Origin of the sequence: Mesobacillus jeotgali, assembly GCF_014856545.2 — a bacterium.
Classification (GTDB): Bacteria; Bacillota; Bacilli; order Bacillales; family Cytobacillaceae; genus Mesobacillus.
The window spans coordinates 3,239,933-3,264,196 of the sequence record NZ_CP109811.1; the positions used below are offsets into that span (position 1 = coordinate 3,239,933).

Here is a 24,264-nt window from a genome sequence, read left to right on the forward strand (position 1 = left end):
GCCGACCTCCAATTATGTATATACTACTAGAGTATAACGCTAATTGAATCTCAACACCAAACACAAAATCCTACAGCGGGATATTGCCGTGCTTCTTGCCTGGTCTGTCTTCCTTTTTCGTGCGGAGCATTTCCAGTGACTGAATTAGTTTGATTCGTGTTTCTCGCGGATCGATGACATCATCGACCATTCCCTGGCTTGCCGCGACATATGGATTCGCAAATTTTTCACGATACTCATCGATTTTCTGCTGCCTTGTCTGTTCAGGATTATCGCTGTTCTGGATTTCCTTCGCAAAAATTATATTCGCAGCTCCCTGTGGTCCCATGACGGCAATTTCAGCATTCGGCCATGCAAATACCAAATCCGCCCCAATGGATTTACTGTTCAGGGCCACATATGCGCCACCGTAAGCTTTTCGCAAAATCACGGTGAGCTTAGGAACGGTTGCTTCTGAATAAGCATAAAGAATCTTTGCGCCATGGCGGATGATGCCGCCGTGCTCCTGCTTGATCCCTGGGAAGAATCCTGTGACATCTTCAAAAGTGATGATTGGAATATTGAAAGAATCACAGAATCTGATGAAACGGGATGCTTTATCAGAAGAGTCGATATCAAGCCCGCCTGCCATCACCTTCGGCTGGTTGCAGACAAGACCGACGACCTCCCCTTTAATTCTTGCCAGACCAATGACAATATTTTTCGCAAAGTCCTTCTGTATTTCCAGGAATGAGTCGGCATCGACTACCTGCTCAATCACTTTACGCACGTCATATGGCCTTATTGCATCGAATGGAATGGCATCCGTTAAATCTGGCCTGTAGTCATCTTCTGCATCCGCCTCTAACCTCGGCGGCTTCTCTTCATAGCTTTGCGGCAGATAGCTTAAAAGAAGTCTGACCTGCTCTAGTGTTTCTTCTTCAGACTGGCCATGGAAATGAGCATTGCCGCTGATCGTGTTATGTACAATCGCACCGCCAAGGTCCTCTGCAGAGATTTTCTCACCTGTCACCGTTTCAATTACTTTAGGGCCGGTGATGAACATCTGGCTCGTTTTTTCGACCATGAAAACAAAATCCGTAATAGCTGGAGAGTAAACTGCCCCGCCGGCACACGGACCCATGATTACGGAAATTTGCGGGATTACCCCGGAATAAATGGAGTTGCGGTAAAAAATATGCCCATATCCATCGAGTGATACGACACCCTCCTGGATTCTCGCTCCGCCGGAATCGTTCAAACCAACGAATGGAGCACCGTTTTTAGCTGCCAGATCCATTACATTGGCGATTTTCTTTGCATGCATTTCCCCCAAAGCTCCGCCAAACACGGTGAAATCCTGTGAAAACAAGTAAATCGGCCTGCCATTCACCTTACCGTAACCGGTTACAACGCCATCCCCAGGTCCTTTCTGGTTCTCAAGTCCAAAGTCCGTGCTGCGGTGCTGGATGAATGGGTTCAGCTCCACAAAGCTGCCTGGATCAACTAATAGATCGATTCGTTCTCGAGCAGTCAGCTTCCCTTTTTCATGCTGCTTTTCGATTCTTTCGTCACCACCGCCCAGTTCAATTTCCCTGCGTTTATCGTATAGTTCATTGATTTTTTCATAGATGTCTGGCATTTCTATTCAGCCTCCCCGTTTTTCTCGCAAAGTTCGTATAGAACGCTTCCTGTCGATTTTGGATGCATGAAAGCGACCATTGCTCCCCCTGCACCTTTCTTAGGAACATCCTGAATCATTCTGATTCCATTTTCCTTCATATCATTGATTCTTTCCTGGATCGAATCCACACCCAGGGCAACATGGTGGATGCCTTCCCCACGTTTTTCGATAAAGCCTGCAATGGCGCTTTCCTCAGATAAAGGTTCAAGGAGCTCAAGCTTCGTTTCTCCCGCTTTCAGGAAAGCCACTTTGACCTTCTCACTGTCTACTTCCTCGATTCCCAATAATGGCAGCTTCAGCACATCTGTATAAAATGGGAGGGCATGCTCAATAGATTTGACAGCAATGCCGATATGGTCGACCTTTTTAATCATGTAATCCCCTCCAAATATTATTTAAATATATTTAACTGTTTTAATATTCGACAAAAATGTCACAATTCCTTCTTATTTAAATAGAGAGTAGGGTAGTTTAGGAAATTAGGATTGACAGTCACTTTATTTTTAAAATAACATAAATTTTATTTAAGGTTGGTATAAATGCATCTCTTAAAAGGGTTGTTGAATTCATCAGATGATTGTAAAATAGTAGTGATAGACAGCGTAAGCTTTGGAAGGGGGATTTATTTTATGCGTAAGCCAAATATCAGGAAGGTCGTAGTATACATCATGCTTTTTACTATGCTTGCTTCAACCCTTCTTATGGGATTATCAACATTCCTATAATAACTATAAATAAATCAAAGGGCTGTCATCTGACAGCCCTTTTTATTCGTTGATTGCTCCATATTCTTTACCTAATTCTATAAAATCTTTAGAAGTAGAAGTAATTAGTATCTTTGTTCCTAATGGTATGTAATCGTACAATGATTCGACTGCCTCATTTTGAAGTCGGATGCAGCCCTGGGATATTTTCTTCCCGATGCTCGAGGGGTCATTTGTTCCATGGATTCCGTATGTTCGGCCATCCGTATCATCTGCATCGAACCCGATCCATCTGCTGCCAAGAGGATTGTTGGGATCACCGCCAGGAATATCCTTTTTACGGTAATAAGGATCGGGAGCTTTGACAGTGACGGTAAATAAACCTTCAGGTGTCAGTTCTTCTGATTTACCAGTTGCTGCGCTGACCACCGTCTGGACTCTGTTCTCATTGATCAGTGCGACTTCATTCGTCTTTTTATTCACAATCACAAATGGATCTCCAGGCAGCGGATTTGTTCCAAGCGGCCAAATAGGTGAAAATATGAACGCTGCTAGAAGTACAGAAATAAACACTGGCATGTTAATACCTCCATGGTCTATTTCCGTTAGTTTGTCACGGCTGCTTCTTTTTTATCCTCACTTGTCTTAAGTCCTTTGAATGACCGTTTCAACAAAAGGAATTGTTCCATTTCATTAACAAAATGAAGAAGTGCGGCCCGCGCTTCAAACTCTTCCCTTGTTTTAGGAAGCTCCATATTCTCAAACTCCGCTTTCATCCTCATTAATTTTTCCAGGTAAATAAGAACTGTATTACCAGGGTGAATCCCTCTCGATAGCGACTCGACAAACTCAGCAACAATATTAGCCTGTTCAACATGCTGCGGAATAGAAGTGATGGAAGGAAGAACTCTTTCAATGATTTCGAATTGCTTTTCCCTGATTTTAAAATATTGATAATATAAATTTTCATCTCTTAAAAAATGATTTTCTACGTCCTGGATGGCAAGTGCCTTTGCCTTTTCGATCAGCGTCGCAGTCTCAGTCAGCTCCCGGCCATCCCAGCTTGAATCCTGGTTTTTAAGATATTGGGTGATTTCACGGAAAATCTTCTTAAAATTTGCTTCTATTCCTATTTGGTATTCCTCGAGCTTATTATCAACACTCGGCATATACAAATTCATGACCAATGCCACACCTATTCCAATCGTAATAATTCCTAGCTCGTTTAACAATAGTTGTCCAGTAAACTTTTCCGCAGAGTAAATATGCATGATGATGACACTGCTTGTGACTACGCCTTCCTTTGCTTTAAACATAACCACGGTCGGGATGAAAAACAGCAGTAACAACCCGATGACAATCGATGGTAAGCAATTCCCTCAAAAAACACCGCTGAGAATGCCATCGCAATAATACAGGCCAGGAACCGATGCCATGAAGCCTGGAGTGAACGCTTCTTTGTCACCTGTATACAAAGAATCGTCAGGATCCCCGCAGACACATAATTCTCCAAGCCAAGGTACTGGGCAATGATGATGGAAATCGCTGTACCCAGCGCTGTTTTTAAAGTCCGATAACCAATTCTGAATTTCACAATGTATTCTCCTATCAGAAAAACTTAAACGTTTATAATTTGCAACCTAACTGTTCCCTCATCCAATATCAATATTGAATGCTCCTTTAACCGGAATCAATCGCGTTTCCTATTACCGAAAATCAATCCAAAAATGAAAAACAGGCAATGCAGCACGTTTCCTTTTACCGAAAATCAATCCAAAATTGAAAAACGGGCAATGCAGCACGTTTCCTTTTACCGTAAATCAGTCCACAATCTAAAAACGGGTAATGCAGCGCGTTTCCTTTTACCGAAAATCAGTCCAAAATTGAAAAACGGGCAATGCAGCGCGTTTCCTTTTACCGTAAATCAGTCCAAAATTGAAAAACGGGCAATGCAGCGCGTTTCTTTGAACGAAAACCTTTCCACAATGAAAATTGGGAAATGCAGCACATATGTATTAATAAAAAATGAAAAGATGACCACATCAAAGATATGATCATCCATTAGTTTATCAGATTCGTCATCCATTATAAAAGCAAGGCTAGTGTCTTACAGCATTTTTTCAAGAAACTCTTTTGCCCTGCTGCTCTTCGGGCTGCTGAAGAATTCTGCTGGCGGGGCATCTTCGACTAATACTCCGCCATCGAGGAAAAGTACTCGATCGGCGACTTCACGGGCAAAGCCCATTTCATGGGTCACAATCGCCATCGTCATTCCGGTATGGGCCAGTGACTTCATAACCTCAAGCACCTCTTTGACCATTTCCGGATCCAATGCAGAAGTTGGTTCATCAAACAGCATGACTTCAGGGTTCATTCCAAGGGCCCTGGCAATTGCTACCCGCTGCTTCTGGCCTCCAGACAGCCTGTTCGGATATTCATTTGCCTTTTCAGAGAGTCCTACTTTTTTAAGAAGCTCCAGTCCATGTTTATCAGCTTCAGCCTTCCCCGTCCCTCTAACCTTTATCGGTGCATAGGTAATGTTTTGCAGCACGGTCATATGCGGGAAAAGGTGAAAGTGCTGGAACACCATTCCTACATTTTCACGGACTTTCATAATGTTCGTTTTCTTGTCGGTAATATCATCTGAGCCAATCATGATCTGGCCGCTTGTCGGCTGTTCAAGTAAATTAAGGCAACGGAGGAAAGTCGATTTCCCTGAGCCTGATGGCCCGATGATGGCAACAACTTCACCATTTTCGATTGTGGTTGATATTCCTTTTAAAACTTCCAGCTTGCCAAATGATTTATGAAGGTTTTGTACTTTAATCACTTTGTCTCATTCTCCTTTCAACCAGCTTGCCAATGAATGTCAAGGAGATGACCATGAGATAATAGATCAGGCCGGCAAAGATCAGCGGCTCAAAAAATCTATACTGCTCACCGCCAACAATATACGCTCTCCGCATAATATCATTTGCTGCAATAACCGTTACAATCGCCGATTCCTTCGTCAGGGTGATAAATTCATTCATCAAGGCAGGCAGGATATTCTTTAAAGCCTGAGGCAGGATGATGTCCCGCATCATACGATTGCCGGGAACACCAAGAGCCATCGCTGCTTCTTTCTGGCCTTTATCCACCGCTAAAATTCCAGCGCGAATGATTTCCGATATATAGGCTGCCGAATTTAAAGAAAAAGAAGCTACAGCAGCTGTGTAGGAGGAAATTTCAAAACCGATAATCTGCGGAGCTCCGTAGTAAATAATCATCAATTGCAAAATAAGCGGTGTGCCGCGAAAGATGGATGTATAAACATCTGCGAACCAATGGAGCGCCTTGTATTTGCTAATTTTTAAGATTGCAAGGATGATCCCAAATGCAAAGCCCAGAAGCCCTGCTACTAATACTATTTTCAGTGTGACGCCAATTCCCTTCAGAATATATGGCAACGAAGGAAGGATGGCGGTAAAATCAAGATCCATATTCTTAACAGCCCTCTCTGTCTATTTCATGAAGGAGAAAGGCGCCCAGAAGACATTAGCATTCTGAACGCCTGTTTTGATTCTTACTTTTCTCCGCCAAACCATTTAACGATCAATTTGTCTACTTCACCGTTTTCCATTTTTTCTTTCAGAACCTTGTTGAATTCCTCTGTCAGCTTGCTTCCTTTAGGGAACGCGATTGCTGAACCGGCTTCTTCCTCACTGCCATCTTCAATCGTGAATCCTTCCAGGTCAGGGTTGTTGTCGAAATACCCTTCCGCTACTGTATCTTCAATAATCGCTGCATCAATACGTCCAGCTTTAATTTCCTGCACCAATTCAGGGATTCTTGTGCGTTTCTCAATTTTGATATCTACTGTCTCAGCAATTTTTTCAGCTTCTTCTTCCTGAATGGATGATAGCTGGACACCAACTGTCTTTCCTTTTAAATCTTCGATTGATTTGATGTTGCTGTCTTTAGAAGAAACAATCATATGCTTCGCTGTATAGTAAACATCAGTGAAATCAACGTTTTCTTTACGCTCAGGTGTTGGAGTCATGCCTGCCATGACAAAATCAACGCGGTCTGCCTGGATTGCACCGATAAGGCCGTTAAAATCCATATCCTTAATTTCTACTTCATACCCCAATTCACTTGCAATCAGATTGGCTAAGTCTACGTCAAAACCGATGATTTCATCACTTGTAGCTGTTTCCACGTATTCAAATGGAGGATAGTCTGCTGAAGTCCCCATAGTTAGGACTTTCTTTTCCTCACTGCCGGCACCGGAAGTTTTTTCAGTGCTTGTCCCGCATGCAGCGAGAAGTCCCATTAATAACACACTCATCGTAAAAATTGAAATTACTTTTTTCATTTGTTTGTTTTCCCCCTATAATGTTCATTCTGTAATTTTTATACAAGTTTATTAATATATCAGCTATTAAACTTATAGTTTCCTGTATAACAACTAATAATTATTAACTAAAATGTATTTTAACACATATTAATAAATATGCAATAATATTTTTAAATATAAAAAAATACATTTTAGTCATAGGCTCTGTCACACTTGCCTGTTGATTTTCGTTCCAGGCGCTTCGCTTTCCGCGGGAAGAATTTTGTAAAAGCCAACTGCCGGCTTTTTCAAAGATCAAATTCTTCCTGGCAGTCGGGGAGCCTCCTCGGCGATTTATGCGCCTGCGGGGTCTACCCATGACTTGCTCATCCCGCAGGACATTGATTTAGCTTCCTCGAACCTGCCCGCGCACGATGGAAATGCGTTAGCATTTTCGGAGGAGTCTTCGCGCCTTCCACTACAATCAACAGGAGTTATGAAAAATATTTTGCCATAACAGAGCCTAACCATAAAAAAAAGAACCCCGGCAAAACCGGAGTTCTTCAAAAACTTATATTTCTTCGCAATATTCTTCGAATGCATTTTGCAGTTTGTTCACTACTTGCATTGGGTCATGACCTTCGATTTCGTGGCGTTCGACCATTGTGCAAAGCTTGCCGTCCTTCAACAATGCGAAAGATGGAGATGATGGCGGGTAGCCAGTAAAATAGCTTCGTGCTTTTTCTGTTGCCTCTTTATCCTGGCCGGCGAAAACAGTCACAAGATTGTCTGGGCGCTTATCATAATGAACAGCATGTGCTGCTGCAGGACGGGCAATGCCTCCGGCGCAACCGCAAACCGAGTTTACCATGACAAGTGTTGTGCCTTCTTTAGCCAATGCTTGTTCTACTTCCTCACTCGTTGTTAATTCTGTATATCCAGCTGCCACGATTTCCTGGCGTGCCTGGCGGACTACATCATTCATGAAAAAATTGAAATCCATGCTCATCGTTCGATCTCTCCTCTGCTGAAAAATAACTGGTACATAAATACATGATACCAATTAAAATAAATTTTTCAAAGTATGTTTAACTACCAGGAATTCCGGGAAAGGTAACAATACAGCTAGATCCATACCCCTAAACTCCCTAGATGAAGGACAACGGAACATTCCGTTGTCCGCTTTTTTTATAATAACGAAAAGCTGTCCAAATCGGACAGCTTATTTTTTGCCTCAAAAAAGGCTTTGAATAACTCATCGACTCCTGATGCAACTGGCCTGTTTCCCGAAATAACTTCATTTTCCACCTTTGGAAGCAGGTTCTTTATTGCTGGATTATTAAAGAAATTCATCTGAAGCTGATCGATGATCATATCATTCAGCCACTCTTTTGTCTGGAGTCTTCTTCTTTCACCAAAGATCCCGCTTTTTTTCGTGAATTGTTCAAAGGCAGTGATTGTTTCCCAAATCTCATCAATACCACTATTCTGAATCGCTGAACTGGTCATGGCAGCTGTCTGCCAGCCTTTTGTCGCAGGCTGCAGGAAATGCAGGATCCGGTTGTACTCTTCTTTGGTCTTTTTCGCTGATTGTTCATTTGGGCCATCTGCCTTATTCACAATCACCGCATCCGCAAGCTCCATGATTCCTTTTTTCATTCCCTGAAGTTCATCGCCTGCACCTGTCAGGACGAGGAGCATGAAGAAATCGACCATATCCCTGACAATAACCTCACTTTGGCCTACACCCACCGTTTCAACCAGGATGACATCGAATCCGGCCGCTTCACATAACAGCATCGTTTCTCGTGTTTTACGGTGGACACCCCCAAGCTTTCCTCCTGAAGGTGATGGCCGGATGAATGCCCGTGGATTTCGCGCCAGCTTTTCCATCCTCGTTTTATCGCCAAGAATGCTCCCTCCGGTCAGGCTGGAGGTCGGATCAACCGCAAGAACCGCAACCTTATGCCCTCTATCGCATAAATAGCTGCCAAAGCTCTCAATAAACGTGCTCTTGCCAGCTCCAGGAACTCCTGTGATTCCAATCCTGATAGAGCGTCCCGATTCAGGCAAAAGCTTATGCAGGAGGGTTTGGGCCGTATGAAAGTCATGCTCAGCATTGCTTTCAATCAATGTAATCCCTTTTGCCAGTGCTGTCCTGCCCCCGGTCTTGATTTCATCCGCAAGTGTCGCCGGATCCAAGCTGGGAGTATTCCTTTTCTTAACAAAACGTCCCGCTTTCGCTGCCGGTCTATCTGCATTTACACCCGACACTCCAGGCTTCACAACACTTGAAAACGAATCAGCCTTTTCTGGTTCGAACCATTCCGGCTTTTTTTCATCTGTCATTAACTCGACACTTCCTCATAGCCCAGGCGCTCATAAATGGTCCTTAAAACCTTCTGCGCTGCAACAGGGATGACCGTTCCAGGTCCAAAAATCGCGCTTGCTCCGTTATCGTAAAGGAATTGATAATCCTGGGCAGGAATCACGCCCCCGACTATGACGACAATATCCTCGCGGCCTAATTTTTTCAGTTCCTTCACCAGCTGCGGCAATAATGTTTTATGTCCTGCTGCCAAAGAGCTGATTCCGATCGCATGGACATCATTTTCAACTGCCTGGATCGCTGTTTCTTCAGGTGTTTGGAAGAGCGGGCCAATATCCACGTCGAAACCTAAATCAGCGAATGCGGTAGAAATGACCTTTGCTCCGCGGTCATGTCCATCCTGTCCCATTTTCGCAATCATGATGCGCGGCCTGCGTCCTTCGTTTTCAAGGAACTCCTCAGTCATTTGCTGCACCTCGGCAATTTCCTCCCCATTTGTGAACGCTGTGCTATATACCCCGCTGACGGATCGGATGATGGCTTTATGTCGTCCAGCCGCCTTTTCGATTGCATCTGAAATTTCTCCAAGTGTCGCCCTTTCGCGAGCAGCCCTTACCGCATATTCCAAAAGGTTGCCTTCGCCTGTTTCTGCCACTCTTGCTAATTCATTCAGAGCTTCCTGGGCTTTTTCATCATCACGGTTTTCTTTAAGCTGTTTAAGCCTTTCAAGCTGTTTCGCCCGGACGGCTGTATTATCGATATCCAGGATTTCCAGTGGATCCTCCTGGTCGAGTTTAAATTTATTCACGCCGATGATCGTTTCTTTTCCAGAGTCGATCTGGGCCTGGCGCCTTGCGGCTGCTTCTTCAATCCTCATTTTAGGTAGTCCGGTCTCGATTGCTTTCGCCATCCCGCCAAGACTTTCGATTTCTTCGATATGCTCCCAGGCACGCTGTATCAATGCATTTGTCAGACTCTCAACATAGTAACTGCCTGCCCATGGATCAATGACCTTCGTAATCCCCGTTTCTTCCTGAAGAAATAGCTGCGTATTACGGGCAATGCGTGCGGAAAAATCGGTCGGCAGCGCAATTGCTTCATCCAGTGCATTGGTATGCAATGATTGAGTGTGGCCCATTGCCGCTGCATGTGCCTCTACCAATGTTCGAATAACATTATTATATGGATCCTGCTCGGTCAAACTCCATCCGGACGTTTGCGAATGAGTCCTCAAGGCCATCGACTTTTCATTTTTCGGATTGAATGTCTTGATCATTTTTGCCCAAATAAAGCGTGCAGCCCTCATCTTGGCTACTTCCATGAAATAATTCATCCCGATCGCCCAGAAAAAGCTTAGCCGTGGTGCGAATGAGTCAATATCGATTCCAGCCTTAAGGCCAGTTCTCACATATTCAAGACCATCCGCGAGCGTGTACGCCAATTCGATATCCGCTGGAGCACCCGCTTCCTGCATATGATAGCCTGAAATACTGATTGAGTTGAATTTTGGCATATATTTTGATGTGTACTCAAAAATACCAGCAATGATCTTCATCGACATTTCCGGCGGGTAAATGTACGTGTTTCGGACCATATACTCCTTCAGGATGTCGTTTTGAATCGTCCCAGATAATTGATCCTGTGTTACGCCCTGTTCCTCGGCCGTCACGATGAAGAACGCCATGATGGGCAGCACAGCACCATTCATTGTCATGGATACAGACATCTGGTCAAGCGGAATTCCGTCGAACAGAATTTTCATATCTAAAATGGAGTCAATCGCTACTCCTGCTTTTCCGACGTCACCCTCAACCCGGGGATGGTCAGAATCATATCCCCTGTGCGTGGCCAGGTCAAAGGCAACAGACAAACCTTTTTGCCCCATTGCAAGGTTTCGCCTGTAAAATGCGTTGCTTTCTTCCGCAGTCGAAAATCCAGCATACTGCCTTACCGTCCAAGGCCGGTTTACATACATTGCTGGATATGGTCCCCTCGTATAAGGAGGGATGCCAGGCATGCCTTCCATATGTTCTGATGACTTTACATCTTCTTTTGTATACACTGGTTTCACCTTGATCTGCTCATTCGTTTCAAATAACAGATCATCGATGTTCTGCTGTATATGCTGATTCACTTGTTCCTTGCTGACTTCCTTCTCCTCAGCAAACAAACGGACTTTTCTAAAATCAGGCTTTTGCATTTGCTCCCACCTCCAATTCATGAAGCATAGATGATAGAGTCTGCAACGCATTGCTTCTTACATGCAGGAACTCCTGTATACCGGCAATTTTCCATTCGCTTTGTTTTTCATCCGGGATGCCTGCCAGGTAAAGCTTAACATCGTGTTCACTGGTAATCTCCTGTGCCAGATTTGGCCCAAAAGAATTGTAGGACTGCTGATCTCCGCAAATAACAAACTGTTTCGCTTCAGACGAGTTAATAAAATCAATGGCTGCAGAATTGGAGTCCACTTCCCCGCTTCTTTCAGCAATGATTCCTCCGGCCGACAACAATCCGGAAATAAAATCTGCCCTTGCCTTATGCTTCTTCAACTCACCCAGGCAAATCAAGCCGACCTTTGGCAATGAACCTTTTTCCTGTAGCTTCTTTGCCCTGAACCTCAATTCTTCATATGGCTCAGCTAATCTTTTTAAATTCAATGGAGCAAAACTTGGCTCCACTTCTTTGAAACTCTCTAACAGAGAGCTGTCAGACGAAATTTTGCCGATGGCAGCATCAAGTGAGTCGCTCATGTGATGGCTTTTGATCTCCTGGACTGCAGGTTTACTGATATTATCTGAAAGGTTGGCATAAACGTTCGTTCCAATCATGCTCTTTTTACGAGTAGCAATGTCCTGTTCACGGGCTTCAGCTGTCTGGGCTATCTGCTCCTGGAGCCAGCCTGATTTCAACGTTGCATAGATACCACCCTTTTGGTCCATATCAAGGAATAATTCCCATGCCTTTTCAGCCAGTTCCTTTGTCAATGACTCTACATACCAGGAACCACCTGCTGGATCGGCTACTTTTTCAAGATGGGCTTCAGATTTGAGCACCAGCTGCGTATTTCTGGCAACTCTTTCGGAAAAAGAATTCACAGTTCCTGCCGGTTCATCAAAGCTTCCACTATGCAGGTACTGAATTCCTCCTAAAACTGCAGCAAATGCTTCATTGCCAACCCTAAGCATATTCACGTAGGGATCGAAAATTGTTTTTGTAAACTTCGAGGTTTCAGCTGATATGATCATTTTACGATCTTCAGGCTCTGCTCCAAAAGCTTCAGCTGTTTTACTCCATAAGAGTCTGGCAGCTCTAAGCTTCGCAGTTTCCATAAAAAAGTTTGAGCCAATCGCAAAATGGAATACAAACTTTGATAACGCTTTCTTTAATTCCCAACCATTGTCGATCAGCTTTTGAAGGAGGTAAGCCCCGGTAGATATGGCAATTGCCAGTTCCTGCACGGCATTAGCACCGCTATTATGGTATGGGGCACTATTGACTAGTACAGTCTTAACTTCTGGTAATTGCTGTGCTGCTTCTTCAAGTACCTTTGCCCATTTCATAAAAAATTCATCTTCCCCGGCTGGGAGCCCGCCAAGCAAACCTGCTTCGGCAATTGGATCAGCTGCGACGAAACCTGAAAGTCCTTCATCACTGCCTGATTCCTTTTCGGCAACAGCCAAAGCCGCAAGCAATGGCGTCTGTAACAATCCAGCATCCAGAGCTAATGGATACTTATTTTTATAGGAAGAAATGAAGGAAATCAATGCACGGTTATCGGAAAACAACTCCTGTTTTACGTCAAAGGCAATAGCGGTTTGTCCCTTTGATAGCGCGTTGTCGAGTTTCTCTTTCAGTTCACCGACACTGGTGTAAAAAAGGCGGTTTGCAATCTGCCAGGGCTCAGAGTGATATCCTAGAGAATGGATGCCTCTTCTATAATCCAGCTGACCAGGCAGTTCTCCTGCCAATTCATCCGAAAATTCCCCTTTTGTATAAAGCGGCTTCAGAGTAATATTCTCATATGTATTCGTATAAAGAGAATCAATCGGTTTGCCTTTTAATGAGGCTGCAGCTTTTCCCTGCCAATCTTCAAATGTTGCATCTTTGAACGAGGTAGCTTTCATATTATCAATCGTCATAAACCTTACTGTCCATAGTTCAGACAGCTTTCCCCCCTTCACAAAAATTGTAGTAAAATTCTAATTTTTATACTCTACTTTATTTTAGTATACGAATCCTTTTCTAGCAACGAAGGACATTTTTATACGGCAGAGCCAAAAATTAAAACGCCCAGGTTCTCCTGGGCGTTCTGCATATTTATTAATATATAGATGTTGTCTCTTTTGATGTATTCTCAAGGATTTCCTTAACCCTTGCAAGGAAGCGGCCGCAAACCAGGCCATCCAGTACACGGTGATCAAGGGACAGACAGAGGTTCACCATATCACGGACAGCAATCATGCCGTTGTTCATGACAACAGGGCGCTTAACGATCGATTCTACCTGGAGAATCGCTGCCTGCGGATAGTTGATGATTCCCATTGATTGAACGGATCCGAAAGAACCTGTGTTATTGACTGTGAATGTTCCGCCTTGCATATCCTCGGAACGAAGCTTGCCTGTGCGTACCTTTTGAGCAAGTTCATTGATTTCACGGCCAATGCCTTTGATTGTTTTTTCGTCTGCATTCTTGATGACAGGAACGAAAAGGGCATCATCAGTAGCGACTGCAATGGAAATATTGATGTCCTTTTTCTGGATGATCTTATCTCCAGCCCACATGGAATTAATCTGCGGGAACTCTTTCAATGCCTGGGCAACTGCCTTCACGAAGAAAGCAAAGAATGTAAGGTTGAAGCCTTCTTTCTTTTTAAAGTCATCCTTAAGGCCATTCCTGTACTCTACAAGATTCGTAACATCCACTTCTACCATCGTCCACGCATGCGGAGCTTCGTGCTTGCTGCGAAGCATGTTAGCGGCAATCGCCTTGCGGATTCCAGTCACAGGAATCTCAATGTCACCGGCAGTCACAGGTACTGAAGGTGCTGGTGCTGCAGACTGGGCAGCCGCAGGCTGTGATGGCGCTGCAGTTTGAGTTTGTGTTGCTGGCTGTGAAACAGCAGGCTGTGTTTGTGAGCTTTCTTTTACTTCTTCTTTCTGTGTTGAAGCTTGTGGAATATTGCCAGAGTCAATGATTTGCTTTAGATCTTTGCGCGTAATCCTTCCGCCAGCTCCACTTCCTTTAACCTGGGTTAAATCTATGTTATTCTCCTGAGCGAGCTTCAATACAGCAGGTGAATATCTAGCTTTGCTTCCTTCATCCGCTGCCTTTGCTGGGGCTGGAGCGGCACTTGCTGAAGTTGCGGAATTTGAATCAGCTGCATCCGCTGCTGGTGCTTCATCAGAAGTTCCGCCTTCGATTTCAATTGTGCAGATGATTTCCCCAACTGCCAATGTATCCCCTTCACCCGCAATCAATTCTTTGATTGTACCGGAAAATGAAGATGGTACCTCAGCATTTACTTTGTCGGTCATGACTTCTGCAAGTGGATCGTATTTATTTACTTTGTCACCAACGGAAACCAGCCACTTGCTGATTGTCCCCTCAGTTACACTCTCACCTAATTGAGGCATTTTAATTTGTTCGATTGCCACAGATTGACCCTCCTTCTCCATCATTCTATATCCAATGTGACTATGTTAAAATTCAGCAAGCTCTCTCATTGCTTTTTCGACTTTATCAGGATTGATCATAAAATATTTCTCCATTGTTGGAGCGTACGGCATAGCTGGTACATCCGGGCCAGCAAGTCTCTTGATTGGTGCATCCAATTCAAATAGACAGTGCTCAGCAATAATCGCAGAAACTTCACTCATGATGCTGCCTTCTTTATTGTCTTCTGTCACAAGAAGGACTTTACCAGTCTTCGAAGCAGCCTCGATGATTGCTTCTTTATCCAATGGATATACAGTTCGAAGGTCAAGAATATGGGCAGAAATCCCGTCTTTTGCAAGCCTTTCAGCTGCCTGCAATGCAAAGTGTACTGCCAGGCCGTAAGTAATGACAGTGATATCCTCGCCTTCACGCTTAACATCAGCTTTGCCTATTGGAAGAACATAATCGTCTTCAGGAACTTCGCCTTTGATCAAGCGGTAAGCACGCTTATGTTCGAAGAATAATACAGGATCTTCATCACGGATCGCAGCTTTCAACAATCCTTTTACATCATAAGGAGTCGAAGGCATTACAATCTTCAAGCCAGGCTGGTTCGCAAAAACTGCCTCTACAGACTGTGAATGGTAAAGAGCTCCGTGGACACCACCGCCATATGGAGCACGGATAACCATCGGACAGCTCCAGTCATTGTTTGAGCGGTAACGGATTCTTGCCGCTTCTGAAATGATCTGGTTTACAGCAGGCATGATGAAATCTGCGAATTGCATTTCAGCGATTGGTCGCATACCGTACATCGCGGCACCGATTCCGACACCTGCAATAGCAGACTCTGCCAGAGGTGCATCGATTACCCGGTCTTCACCGAACTTTTCGTATAGGCCCTGTGTAGCTTTGAACACCCCGCCTTTTTTACCAACGTCTTCACCGAGGACAAAAACTCTCGGGTCTCTTTCCATCTCTTCTTTGATTGCCAATGTAACTGCATCTATATAAGAAATTACCGCCATTTTCGTTCCCCCTTACTCTTCAGCATATACGTATTTCAAAGCATGTTCTGGCTCTGCATACGGTGCATTTTCAGCATAATCAGTTGCTTCATTGACTAGCTTCATGATTCGATCGTTGATTTCCTTTTCACTTTCATCATTCATGATGCCATTTTCTTTTAAATATGCGCCGAAGGTAATGATCGGGTCCTTCGTCTTAGCCTGTGCAACCTCATCTGGCGCGCGGTAGCTTCTGTCGTCATCATCTGATGAGTGCGGAGTCAGGCGGTAGGATACAGCCTCGACAAGAGTCGGCCCTTCACCACGGCGTCCGCGGTCAGCAGCTTCCTTGACCACTTTATAGACCTCTAAAGGATCGTTTCCATCGACAGTAACGCCTGGCATACCATAACCAATTGCACGGTCTGAAACCTTTTCAGCTGCGACCTGTCTCTCATAAGGGATCGAAATTGCATATTTATTGTTTTCTACCATGAAAATGACCGGAAGCTTATGAACGCCGGCAAAGTTAGCTCCCTCGTGGAAGTCCCCCTGGTTTGATGAACCTTCTCCAAACGTAACGAATGTTACCAGGTCCTTCTTCTCCATTTTGCCTGCAAGAGCGATACCGACTGCGTGAGGAACTTGAGTCGTAACAGGTGAAGATCCTGTCACGATCCGGTTCTTCTTTTGACCGAAGTGACCAGGCATCTGGCGTCCCCCGGAGTTCGGGTCTTCCGCTTTGGCAAAACCGGAAAGCATGAGGTCTTTTGCAGTCATGCCAAAAGTTAAGACCACTCCCATATCACGGTAGTACGGAAGCACATAATCCTTTTCGCGATCCAGGGCAAAAGCAGCCCCTACCTGTGCCGCTTCCTGTCCCTGACAGGAAATAACAAACGGAATTTTCCCGGCACGGTTCAACAGCCACATCCGCTCATCCAGCCGGCGGGCCAACAGCATTGTTTCATACATTTCCAAAACTTTTTCATCACTTAAGCCAAGTGCAGCGTGACGATTTTCTGCCATCTTTATACCTCCCAAATGTTCGTACAAGGCTCTTTTACCTGAGGTAAAAGAGCTCTTGTTCAAAATATATATTAAGAATGGATTGCTTTGCCATCCACAGCCAGGGCTGCTTCACCGATGGCCTCTGACAATGTCGGATGCGGATGGATGGTATGGGCAACTTCCCATGGTGTAGCGTCTAAAACTTTTGCAAGTCCAGCTTCTGAAATCATATCTGTTACATGCGGGCCGATCATATGGACACCCAGAATATCATTGGTTTCCTTGTCAGCTACGATTTTCACAAAACCATCGGATTCACCATATACAAGCGCTTTTCCAATTGCCTTGAAAGAGAATTTGCCTATCTTCACATCGTGACCTTTTTCTTTTGCTTCGTCTTCAGTCAGTCCTACGCTGGCGGCCTCTGGAGAGCTGTAAATACATTTTGAGACGAGCGAATAATCGATTGGGTGTGGATTTTGATTGGCAATGTGCTCAACAGCCACTATACCCTCATGTGAAGCCACGTGCGCTAGCTGCAACCCGCCAATTACATCGCCAATTCCATAGATGTGGGATTCCTTTGTCTGGAAATATTCGTTCGTCTGGATGAAACCTCTTTCCAGCTGAATATCTGTATTCTCAAGGCCAATTCCTTCAACATTCGCCTGGCGCCCAACAGAAACAAGCAATTTTTCAGCAGTGAATTCTTTCGTTTCACCTTTAACCTCAGCGCTGATCGTGACACCATCGCCTTTTTGCAGGGTCTCTGATATGACCTTGGCGTTCGTTATGATTTTTACGCCTTTTTTCTTCATTGCGCGCTGCATTTCTCTTGAAACATCCTTGTCCTCAGTTGGAACGATACGGTCCGCGTATTCAATGACTGTAACCTGTGACCCAAAATCTGCAAGCATGGATGCCCATTCAATTCCTATTACGCCTCCGCCGACGATGATGATCGACTTAGGCAGATCCTCCATAACAAGCGCTTCATCAGAAGTCATCACGTATTGGCCATCTGCTTCAAGCCCTGGCAGAGTTCTTGGTCTTGAACCTGTCGCAACGATGACATTCTTTGGGATCAACATCTCGTTTTCCTCGCCATTGTTCATCTCAACAGAAATGGTTCCTGGCATCGGTGAAAATATGGATGGACCTAAAATCCTTCCCAAACCTTCATAGACATCGATCTTGCCTTGTTTCATCAGGTGTTGTACACCACGGTGCAGCTGCTCGACGATTTTTTCTTTTCTTTCCTGTACCTTTGTAAAATTGACGCCAACTTCACCTGTCGTCACGCCAAAGTCTTCACTTTTCTTTGCTGTCGCATATACTTCCGCACTGCGGAGCAATGCCTTACTGGGGATACAGCCCTTATGCAGGCATGTTCCGCCAAGCTTTCCTTTTTCAACGATGGCAGTTTTCAAGCCAAGCTGAGAAGCTCTGATTGCTGCAACGTATCCGCCTGTACCGCCCCCGAGAATGACCAAATCATATTCTTGAGCCATCTAAATCCCTCCTCTATATATAGTTTATATCGTTTATTTGTTTACTAAGTTCTGACTGGTACTTAAAGCCAGCCATTCTACCTGCCCGGATATTCTTTTACTTTTTCTTCACCGCGCAAAATACGAAGAGCTCCTTCAGCAAGGGCTTGCAATTCATTTTCTCCAGGGTGGACAATGACGTCCGCAATCCAGTTGATCCGTTCTGAGATTTCCTGGACGAACTCTTTGCCATATGCAAGACCTCCTGTCAGGACAATCGCATCTACTTTCCCGGCAAGGACAGCACTGGCAGAACCGATTTCCTTTGCTACCTGGTAAGCCATCGCTTCGTATACCAGCTTTGCCCTAGAGTTTCCTTGCTTGATCATCTTTTCAACCTTAATCGCATCATTTGTTCCAAGGTATCCTACTAGACCACCCTGGCCGACAAGTTTCTTCATGATTTCTTCTCTGAAGTAATCTCCAGAAAAACATAACTCCACAAGGTCGCCTGCCGGTACTGTACCTGCACGCTCGGGACTGAAAGGACCATCGCCATGCAAACCGTTATTCACATCGACAACCCTTCCCATTTTATGGGCGCCTACGGTGATCCCCCCGCCAAGGTGAGTAATAATCAAGTTTAAATCTTCGTACTTTTTCCCTAGCTCTTTCGAGACCCTGCGTGCGACTGCCTTTTGATTCAAGGCATGGAAGATGCTTTTTCGTTCAATAAGGGAGAATCCTGACACTCGAGCTACCGGGTCAAGTTCATCGACCACGACCGGATCGACGATAAAGGAAGGGATATTCAAACCAGATGCGATTTCATAGGCAAGAATACCTCCAAGATTTGAAGCATGCTGGCCAGAATAGCCGGCTCGCAGGTCTTCGAGCATCTTATTATTCACTGCATATGTTCCGCCTTCGATTGGCCGTAAAAGCCCGCCGCGCCCACAAACAGCACTTAATTTTGAAATGTTGATTCCTTCCGTATCAAGCGTTTCAAGTATCGTATTCTTCCTGAATTCGTATTGGTCGATGATGGTTTCATAGGAGTTGATGACAGTTGAGTCATGCCGGATTGTTTTTTCAAATACGGATACCTCATTATCATATACTCCAATTTTCGTTGATGTAGATCCTGGATTGATGACTAGAATCCGATGTTCTGTTTGTTGCACAGTTAAACCTCCAATTAGCTTGCGGATACCCTAAAATCCGCAATACGTCAGTAGCATTTAGGAAACAGCAGAGGCGCCGAAAAGAATATTCAGCGCTCTCTGCGGAACCTTTCATTAAGGCTGTTTTCGAATGTTGCTTATTGCATAAATTCCTCTTCACACAAGACAGCAACAAAGGTGACGAAAAAAGTCTTAATTAACGGCGGCTTAGGATATGATGGCCGTTTTGCAGGAATTGGCTGCGGGAGTTGCGCATTCTCTCAATACGCTCTTCTGCCATACGGTCAGCCGCTTTATAAGTAGGAAGTCCATCCCTCTTAGCAATTTCGATTACTTTTTCGATGTTGTTGTAAATCGTTTCAACCTTTTTCATTGCTCTCTCAGCGTTATAGCCGTAAAGCTCATCTGCAACGTTGATTACACCGCCAGCATTGATAACATAATCCGGAGCATAAACAATTCCCATTTCATGGATGATATCTCCGTGCTTTGTATCCTTGAGCTGGTTGTTGGCAGCGCCAGCAATAACCTTTGCCTTTAACTGAGGAATTGTTTCGTCATTGATAACCGCGCCTAATGCACATGGTGCGTAAATGTCACAGTCGACACTGTAGATTTCATCCGGTTCTACTGCTTTTGCACCGAATTCTTCAACAGCTCTTTGTACAGCTTCCTTGTTAATATCCGTAACAATCAGCTGGGCACCTTCCTCATGCAGGTGGCGGCAAAGATTAAATGCCACGTTGCCTACACCCTGAACAGCGATTGTTTTTCCTTCAAGCGAATCCGTTCCGAACGCTTCTTTAGCAGCTGCCTTCATCCCTCTGTACACGCCGTATGCTGTTACCGGGGAAGGATTTCCTGATGAACCGAATGCTGGTGAAATACCAGTGACATAGTCCGTTTCCTCATGGATTAAGTCCATATCTGCAACAGTTGTACCTACATCTTCAGCAGTAATATATCTTCCGTTCAAGCCCTGGATATAACGGCCGAACGCACGGAACATTTCTTCGTTCTTATCCTTGCGTGGATCTCCGATAATAACCGTCTTTCCGCCGCCAAGGTTCAGGCCAGCAGCAGCATTCTTGTATGTCATGCCTTTAGCAAGGCGAAGTGCATCCTCGATTGCCGCTTCTTCTGATGCATAAGTCCACATACGAGTTCCGCCCAATGCTGGGCCAAGAGTCGTATCATGAATCGCGATGATAGCTTTCAATCCTGATTGTTTATCCTGGCAAATACAACCTGCTCATAATCGTACTGTTCTAGATACTTGAAAATTTCCATACCTAATTCCTCCCCTGGTTTATGTAAATTATTTAGTAGCAGAGCATAACGCTAATGCAAGTGAGTATAATTTGCTTTCAGCTGTGTCCGCCCTGGATGTTAACACTATTGGAGCTTTAGCTCCGGCAATGACAGCGCCAACCTTTGCGTTGGCAAAGTACATTAATGATTTATATAGAACATTTCCTACCTCGATTGCAGGGACTAAGAGTATATCCGCCTGGCCCGCAACCTCACTTTTGATTCCCTTATGCTCTGCAGCGAGCTGTGACACCGCATTATCAAGGGCAAGCGGACCATCCACAATGCAACCGGGGATTTGTCCTCTTTTGTTCATCATCGTTAATGATGCAGCATCTATTGTCGCCTGCATCGCGGGATTCACCACTTCCACAGCTGCCAACGGTGCTACTTTCGGCATATCAATACCGATAGAATGTGCTACCTTCACTGCATTCTTGATGATTTGTGCTTTTTGCTCAACGTCCGGTGAAATATTCATCGCTGCATCGGTTACGATTGTGAATCGATCGTAGCCTGGCACTTCGAACACCGCCACATGTGAAAGTACCGTCCCGCTCCTCAGACCATATTCTTTATTCAGGACAGCTTTTAAAATCACAGCAGTAGGTATATTGCCTTTCATTAAGACATTGGCTTCTTTGTTTTTGACTGCTTTCACAGCCATTTCTCCAGCAGTATTATTATTTGGCGCGGCAATGATTTCAATCCCCTTGCTGCCTGCAAGGTCTGGATGCTTCGCTGCGATTATCTGCTCTATTTCTTCCTTGTTTCCGAAAAGAAGAAAATGGGCAAGCTCCAGTTCGACAGCTTTGGCAACCGCTTCTAAAACCTCAGAGTCCTCTGCGGCTGCAACAGCCACTGTTTTCCTGCCACCCTGGGATGCCATGCTGATAAGTGAGTCTAGTTTCATGACTGTTTCAACCCTTTCTGTTCTTCTCGCATCACCACTAATTTATATATGCAAGAACTGTGCCAACTTAAAATGTTGAAAACGCTTTACTTTTGAAGAAAAACATTATGCAATAAATTGCATGGTATGAAAATTATTGCATGCCATTTGCTTCAATGTTATATTTTTCGAGCTTATAATATAAATTTCTGACCGATACCCCTAAAGCTCTTGCCGCAGCCGTCTTATTTCCATTCACAGCCTTGAGAGTTGACTTAATTACCTTAGCCTCATACTTTTCTAACTGGACTGCAAGAGTTTCAGCGGGAACAGTTTCGCCAGTGTGATCATCCTTTTCTTTCACCTGGCTGTTCTGCAAATCAGGTAAATGCTCCATTCGGATGATTGTTTCGCTGTAGCTCAAAAATATGATGGCACGCCCAAGGACATTTTCAAGTTCCCTGACATTCCCGGGCCAATCATACGCCATCAGCCTCTTAATCGCTTCCTCAGAAACTCCTTCAACGTTACGCCCATAATCTTGATTGATTTTTTGAATCAATCTTTCGCAGAGAAGCGGTATATCTTCCTTCCTTCTTTTTAGAGGAGGTATATGAATCGGCATCCTGTTCAGGCGATAATATAAGTCTTCTCTAAAACTGCCATTCGCAATCGCCTTTTCGAGGTTCATATTCGTTGCAGCTATGACCCTGACATTGATTGGTACAGGCTTCGTTCCTCCAACCCGGACAATCTCTCTCTCCTGCAAAACCCTGAGAAGTTTAGCCTGGGTATTGGCAGGCAATTCACCTATTTCATCAAGGAAGATACTGCCGTTATTGGCTTCCTCGAAGAACCCTCGTTTCCCGCCCCGTTTGGCACCTGAAAATGCTCCTTCTTCATAGCCGAAGAGTTCGCTTTCGAGCAGCGATTCAGATATTGCTGCGCAGTTTACCCGTATGAACTTGTTGAACTTACGGTCGCTGGCATTGTGAATCGCATGGGCAAATAATTCCTTGCCTGTTCCCGACTCTCCGCGAAGGAGGACAGTCGCAGGAGTTTTTGCACCTAGCTTTGCCTGCTCAATCGGAATCGTCATTTCCTCTGATTGGCCGATAATATCCTCGAATGAATATTTCGCTTCAAGCGTCCTAATAATCTGCCTTGCTCGTGTCAGCTCCCGGTTCAAGCTTTGGATCTCCGACATATCATGGATAACCCCGACGCTACCCTTTAGCTTCCCGTCTACTATGATGGGTGCAACATTGACAACAACCTCTTTTTTATTGGGCCAACCCGCATCGCTGTACCCCGGACCGGTCTTCTCGTCTTAAGCACCTTCATATGCATGCTCTCGCCTTCAGATATATCAGCAGTGGCCGGCTGCCCGATTACTTCTTCTTCCTGAAGTCCGGTTATCCTGGTATAAGCAGGATTGATCATGATTCCCCGGCCATCCTCATCCACTACAGAAATGGCTTCATCGCTGGAGTTTATGATGGCCTGAAGCATTGTTTGGATTTCTTTTAAGTTCGTTATCTCTTCCGCAAGGTTCACAACTTCAGTAATATCCTTAAAAACAGAGAATGCTCCAATCAGTTGGTCATTTTCATCAATAATCGGTATCCTTGTCGTGATGATTTTAGATCCATTCGGAAGCAATAATTCCTGATTCGCCTCTATCTTCCTTGTGTTCAGTACTCTTGGAAGCTTGCTGGCTGGTATGATTTCGGAGACATGCTTGCCTTCTGCATGTTCACTTGTTGTTCCTGTTATTTTTTCTGCGCTTTTATTGAACAAGGTTACGATTCCTTCTGTATTGATGACAACCATGCCATCACCAGAAGAATTAAATATCAAATTATGTTCATATGTAATTTTCCTGAGAGTTTTTATCAGTTCTTCTTTTTCTTCTAAAAGGGTGGCCAGGAGGAATGCGACACTGCCTGGTATCAGCACAGTGTTTTTACCTCGAGCATCTCTTAATTCCTTAAAGACCTCATCCTCACCGGTCACTTCAATGATAATATCCAACTGGTCAGACATATACTCATGCCAGTCTGTACCAGTTTGAATGCCTTCATTTTGCGCTGTGATAATTCCTGGAGCATTTGGATTGATATCTACCACTGCAACCACATCTGCAGTCTGCTTGAAAATGTCAAGAATGGCTGTGCCACCCTTACCTGCGCCTACAATCATTACTCTTTGCATAATATCCACCACATATCTGGAAAAATATTTCATGGAACAAATCTTTAGTCTGCAAAATCTTTCACTATTATTGTAATTCTTTTTGTATGCGCTGACAAATTTCTTTGTTTTCAAACTCTTCTGCAGATAATTCCTTATGAGCATCTTATATTGCGGAAAAACACGGGGTTGAGTATACTTTTTAGATGAGGACACATTACGAGAGGAAACAAAATGATCAGGATCATAGCATTAATCATTATGTTGATACCAGGCGCCATTGCTGCTTTAGGGGTAAAACTGATGCGCGACATGGTGTTTGGAATTTTGCATGCACCTATCCCATTCTTATGGCTCCAATTCCTGTTGGGACTTCTTTTTTTTCTGGCTGGACTGGGCTTCATCGCTGGTTTTATCCTGCATCGTGATCGAAAAAGAAATAAAGTCCAGGCATTTTTCCGAATTCCTGATAGCAATAAAAAGCAAAACAGGCCTTGAGATTA

At 44.4% G+C, this 24,264-nt stretch carries 19 protein-coding genes and 3 pseudogenes; 2 read left to right on the forward strand and 20 right to left on the reverse strand.

What is annotated here, in order from left to right; translation table 11 throughout:
• Window positions 1–70 precede the first annotated feature (70 nt).
• Together FOF60_RS16665 and mce are read right to left on the reverse strand one after the other, a co-directional pair.
• Window positions 71–1,621, reverse strand: coding sequence for an acyl-CoA carboxylase subunit beta (locus FOF60_RS16665; protein WP_192470705.1), 1,551 nt, complete (start codon window positions 1,619–1,621; stop codon window positions 71–73).
• A gap of 2 nt (window positions 1,622–1,623) precedes the next feature.
• Entirely contained in the window at window positions 1,624–2,037 is a 414-nt protein-coding gene (gene mce, locus FOF60_RS16670) for a methylmalonyl-CoA epimerase (protein WP_192470706.1), read from the reverse strand.
• A 255-nt stretch (window positions 2,038–2,292) separates the two neighbouring features.
• Here mce and prli42 point away from each other — a divergent pair, with 255 nt between their 5' ends.
• Entirely contained in the window at window positions 2,293–2,388 is a 96-nt protein-coding gene (prli42, locus tag FOF60_RS16675; protein ID WP_023627413.1) for a stressosome-associated protein Prli42, read from the forward strand.
• A gap of 42 nt (window positions 2,389–2,430) precedes the next feature.
• On the opposite strand, the gene FOF60_RS16680 is transcribed toward prli42, so the two are convergent.
• The 18 genes and pseudogenes from FOF60_RS16680 to FOF60_RS16760 form a co-directional block, all read right to left on the reverse strand.
• Window positions 2,431–2,946, reverse strand: a complete 516-nt coding sequence (locus FOF60_RS16680; RefSeq protein WP_192470707.1) for a L,D-transpeptidase — start codon at window positions 2,944–2,946, stop codon at window positions 2,431–2,433.
• Window positions 2,947–2,972: 26 nt separating this feature from the next.
• Window positions 2,973–3,548: a hypothetical protein gene (locus FOF60_RS24585; RefSeq protein WP_413632901.1), complete on the reverse strand. Its 576-nt coding sequence runs from the start codon at window positions 3,546–3,548 to the stop codon at window positions 2,973–2,975.
• 45 nt (window positions 3,549–3,593) lie between these two features.
• A pseudogene (locus FOF60_RS24590) lies at window positions 3,594–3,961 on the reverse strand (aromatic acid exporter family protein); the annotation flags it as partial.
• A gap of 513 nt (window positions 3,962–4,474) precedes the next feature.
• On the reverse strand, window positions 4,475–5,197 hold the full coding sequence (locus FOF60_RS16690) for an amino acid ABC transporter ATP-binding protein (RefSeq protein ID WP_192470709.1): 723 nt from the start codon (window positions 5,195–5,197) through the stop codon (window positions 4,475–4,477).
• Window positions 5,190–5,849: an amino acid ABC transporter permease gene (locus FOF60_RS16695; protein ID WP_192470710.1), complete on the reverse strand. Its 660-nt coding sequence runs from the start codon at window positions 5,847–5,849 to the stop codon at window positions 5,190–5,192. Before FOF60_RS16695 ends, FOF60_RS16690 begins: the two co-directional genes overlap by 8 nt.
• Window positions 5,850–5,932: 83 nt before the next feature.
• Window positions 5,933–6,724, reverse strand: coding sequence for a transporter substrate-binding domain-containing protein (locus FOF60_RS16700; protein ID WP_192470711.1), 792 nt, complete (start codon window positions 6,722–6,724; stop codon window positions 5,933–5,935).
• 532 nt (window positions 6,725–7,256) lie between these two features.
• Window positions 7,257–7,694, reverse strand: coding sequence for a BrxA/BrxB family bacilliredoxin (locus FOF60_RS16705; protein WP_192470712.1), 438 nt, complete (start codon window positions 7,692–7,694; stop codon window positions 7,257–7,259).
• Between the two features lie 179 nt (window positions 7,695–7,873).
• Window positions 7,874–9,034 carry a methylmalonyl Co-A mutase-associated GTPase MeaB gene (gene meaB / locus FOF60_RS16710; protein ID WP_192470713.1) on the reverse strand — a complete coding sequence of 387 codons (1,161 nt, stop codon included), beginning with the start codon at window positions 9,032–9,034 and terminating at the stop codon, window positions 7,874–7,876.
• On the reverse strand, window positions 9,034–11,214 hold the full coding sequence (gene scpA / locus FOF60_RS16715) for a methylmalonyl-CoA mutase (protein ID WP_192470714.1): 2,181 nt from the start codon (window positions 11,212–11,214) through the stop codon (window positions 9,034–9,036). The genes meaB and scpA overlap by 1 nt, the downstream gene beginning before the upstream one ends.
• Window positions 11,201–13,156 (reverse strand): methylmalonyl-CoA mutase family protein, encoded by a 1,956-nt coding sequence (locus tag FOF60_RS16720; RefSeq protein WP_192470715.1) that lies wholly within the window; start codon window positions 13,154–13,156, stop codon window positions 11,201–11,203. Before FOF60_RS16720 ends, scpA begins: the two co-directional genes overlap by 14 nt.
• A gap of 181 nt (window positions 13,157–13,337) precedes the next feature.
• On the reverse strand, window positions 13,338–14,672 hold the full coding sequence (locus FOF60_RS16725; RefSeq protein ID WP_192470716.1) for a dihydrolipoamide acetyltransferase family protein: 1,335 nt from the start codon (window positions 14,670–14,672) through the stop codon (window positions 13,338–13,340).
• A gap of 45 nt (window positions 14,673–14,717) precedes the next feature.
• Window positions 14,718–15,701 (reverse strand): alpha-ketoacid dehydrogenase subunit beta, encoded by a 984-nt coding sequence (locus tag FOF60_RS16730; protein WP_144476445.1) that lies wholly within the window; start codon window positions 15,699–15,701, stop codon window positions 14,718–14,720.
• A gap of 12 nt (window positions 15,702–15,713) precedes the next feature.
• Window positions 15,714–16,709, reverse strand: coding sequence for a thiamine pyrophosphate-dependent dehydrogenase E1 component subunit alpha (locus FOF60_RS16735; RefSeq protein WP_192470717.1), 996 nt, complete (start codon window positions 16,707–16,709; stop codon window positions 15,714–15,716).
• Window positions 16,710–16,780: 71 nt separating this feature from the next.
• Window positions 16,781–18,202, reverse strand: coding sequence for a dihydrolipoyl dehydrogenase (lpdA, locus tag FOF60_RS16740; RefSeq protein WP_192470718.1), 1,422 nt, complete (start codon window positions 18,200–18,202; stop codon window positions 16,781–16,783).
• A 77-nt stretch (window positions 18,203–18,279) separates the two neighbouring features.
• Window positions 18,280–19,365, reverse strand: coding sequence for a butyrate kinase (buk, locus tag FOF60_RS16745; RefSeq protein WP_192470719.1), 1,086 nt, complete (start codon window positions 19,363–19,365; stop codon window positions 18,280–18,282).
• A 196-nt stretch (window positions 19,366–19,561) separates the two neighbouring features.
• Window positions 19,562–20,655, reverse strand: a pseudogene (gene bcd, locus FOF60_RS16750) (branched-chain amino acid dehydrogenase).
• Between the two features lie 28 nt (window positions 20,656–20,683).
• Window positions 20,684–21,589, reverse strand: coding sequence for a phosphate butyryltransferase (gene yqiS, locus FOF60_RS16755; protein ID WP_192470721.1), 906 nt, complete (start codon window positions 21,587–21,589; stop codon window positions 20,684–20,686).
• A gap of 133 nt (window positions 21,590–21,722) precedes the next feature.
• Window positions 21,723–23,782 (reverse strand): annotated as a pseudogene (locus FOF60_RS16760) (sigma 54-interacting transcriptional regulator).
• A gap of 213 nt (window positions 23,783–23,995) precedes the next feature.
• On the opposite strand from FOF60_RS16760, the gene FOF60_RS16765 reads away from it, so the two are divergent.
• A complete protein-coding gene (locus tag FOF60_RS16765) occupies window positions 23,996–24,259 on the forward strand; it encodes a DUF2627 domain-containing protein (protein ID WP_192470722.1) in 264 nt (87 codons plus the stop codon).
• The last annotated feature ends 5 nt before the right edge of the window (window positions 24,260–24,264 follow it).